Source organism: Pantoea sp. EA-12 (genome assembly GCF_030053355.1).
GTDB lineage: Bacteria > Pseudomonadota > Gammaproteobacteria > Enterobacterales > Enterobacteriaceae > Pantoea > Pantoea vagans_C.
This window is the reverse complement of the sequence record NZ_JASGBY010000033.1, coordinates 1-1,720: the sequence shown is the minus strand read 5'-3', so window position 1 is coordinate 1,720 and position 1,720 is coordinate 1. Positions and strand designations below refer to the sequence as shown.

At 53.1% G+C, this 1,720-nt stretch carries 1 rRNA gene; it reads right to left on the bottom strand.

The window, feature by feature from the left end:
* Positions 1–11: 11 nt before the first annotated feature.
* Positions 12–1,551: ribosomal RNA gene (locus QMZ30_RS25730) — 16S ribosomal RNA — on the bottom strand.
* Positions 1,552–1,720: the final 169 nt, after the last annotated feature.

Below are 1,720 nucleotides of genomic sequence, written 5' to 3'. Positions count from 1 at the left end.
GTATCTTCAGGTAAGGAGGTGATCCAACCGCAGGTTCCCCTACGGTTACCTTGTTACGACTTCACCCCAGTCATGAATCACAAAGTGGTAAGCGCCCTCCCGAAGGTTAAGCTACCTACTTCTTTTGCAACCCACTCCCATGGTGTGACGGGCGGTGTGTACAAGGCCCGGGAACGTATTCACCGTAGCATTCTGATCTACGATTACTAGCGATTCCGACTTCATGGAGTCGAGTTGCAGACTCCAATCCGGACTACGACGCACTTTATGAGGTCCGCTTGCTCTCGCGAGGTCGCTTCTCTTTGTATGCGCCATTGTAGCACGTGTGTAGCCCTACTCGTAAGGGCCATGATGACTTGACGTCATCCCCACCTTCCTCCAGTTTATCACTGGCAGTCTCCTTTGAGTTCCCGGCCGGACCGCTGGCAACAAAGGATAAGGGTTGCGCTCGTTGCGGGACTTAACCCAACATTTCACAACACGAGCTGACGACAGCCATGCAGCACCTGTCTCAGAGTTCCCGAAGGCACCAAAGCATCTCTGCTAAGTTCTCTGGATGTCAAGAGTAGGTAAGGTTCTTCGCGTTGCATCGAATTAAACCACATGCTCCACCGCTTGTGCGGGCCCCCGTCAATTCATTTGAGTTTTAACCTTGCGGCCGTACTCCCCAGGCGGTCGACTTAACGCGTTAGCTCCGGAAGCCACTCCTCAAGGGAACAACCTCCAAGTCGACATCGTTTACGGCGTGGACTACCAGGGTATCTAATCCTGTTTGCTCCCCACGCTTTCGCACCTGAGCGTCAGTCTTTGTCCAGGGGGCCGCCTTCGCCACCGGTATTCCTCCAGATCTCTACGCATTTCACCGCTACACCTGGAATTCTACCCCCCTCTACAAGACTCTAGCCTGCCAGTTTCGAATGCAGTTCCCAGGTTAAGCCCGGGGATTTCACATCCGACTTGACAGACCGCCTGCGTGCGCTTTACGCCCAGTAATTCCGATTAACGCTTGCACCCTCCGTATTACCGCGGCTGCTGGCACGGAGTTAGCCGGTGCTTCTTCTGCGGGTAACGTCAATCGGTGAAGTTATTAACTCCACCGCCTTCCTCCCCGCTGAAAGTACTTTACAACCCGAAGGCCTTCTTCATACACGCGGCATGGCTGCATCAGGCTTGCGCCCATTGTGCAATATTCCCCACTGCTGCCTCCCGTAGGAGTCTGGACCGTGTCTCAGTTCCAGTGTGGCTGGTCATCCTCTCAGACCAGCTAGGGATCGTCGCCTAGGTGAGCCATTACCCCACCTACTAGCTAATCCCACCTGGGCACATCCGATGGTGTGAGGCCCGAAGGTCCCCCACTTTGGTCCGAAGACGTTATGCGGTATTAGCTACCGTTTCCAGTAGTTATCCCCCTCCATCGGGCAGTTTCCCAGGCATTACTCACCCGTCCGCCACTCGTCACCCGAGAGCAAGCTCTCTGTGCTACCGTTCGACTTGCATGTGTTAGGCCTGCCGCCAGCGTTCAATCTGAGCCATGATCAAACTCTTCAATTTAAAGTTTGATTTGCTGAAACCAGTTCAGCGATGCTCATCTGTAAAACGTCATAATGAATTTCATTATGTGTTCACTCGTGAGACTTGATATTTTTTACGTCCGGAGACGTTGATATCAATCCTGCGAGTGCCCACACAGATTGTCTGATAAATTGTTAAAGAGCGGTGC